Here is an 811-nt window from a genome sequence, read left to right as displayed (position 1 = left end):
CCGGATATTCAAGTAAAGTAGTTTTGTCTTTGTTATACAGTACGCCGTCCTGTGAACTGTATTCTGTATTAGCGGCGTTAACATTTATTGCGGTAAGGCTGTCGCAAACAGAAAAAGCAACAACCCCAATGCTGGTAACGCGTGATGGTATGGTTATACTGGTAAGGCTGGTGCAACCGAAAAAAGCACCATCCCCAATGCTGATAACGCTGTCCGGTATGGTAACGCTGGTAAGGCTGGTGCAAACGGAAAAAGCACATTTCCCAATGCTGGTAACGCTTGAGGGTATGGTAACACTGGTAAGGCTGGTACAATACAACAACCCATCAATGCTGGCAAATGTACTGCCCGAAAAGTCAAGGTTGACGTATTTGGTATGGTTTTGTCTAAGCACATATACGAGGCTTACATTTGTGTATTCATCGTCTGTGTAATCATCATCATCTATGTAGGAATCACCGCCTAAATCGCTCACGTTCAGATTGACGATGTATGGTCTTGTTTTCGTATTGGCTGGTTGAGCGGCTAACCATATTGCAAAGTCAGCAATGCTGTCGCCGGTATAAGTGATAGGTTCTTGACTGCTACCGCCACCGTCATCTCCGTCAGTACAAGCCATTAAAAACCCGATTACCGCTACAAGCGCGATAATTGCTAAAACTTTGAAAATGTTTTTCATAGAATACTCCTTTCAAAAAATTGATTTATGTATAAAAAAACCGCTGTCGATGACAAACGGCGTTTTTCCGAGGATATTGAAAAAATTGTGAGAAAAAGTTTTTTTTTTTCTTTTTTTCGGTTGCTATCGAAT

The 811-nt window shown here is 41.7% G+C and carries 1 protein-coding gene; it reads right to left on the bottom strand.

What is annotated here, in order from left to right; genetic code table 11:
* Window positions 1-679: leucine-rich repeat domain-containing protein (locus ACYVTD_RS14585; RefSeq protein WP_461248441.1), on the bottom strand; the 679-nt coding region annotated here is incomplete at its 3' end.
* Window positions 680-811: the final 132 nt, after the last annotated feature.

It is taken from the genome of Treponema sp. R6D11 (assembly GCF_054786075.1).
The sequence above is the reverse complement of the archived record's forward strand: the minus strand, read 5'-3'. Positions and strand labels throughout refer to the sequence as shown.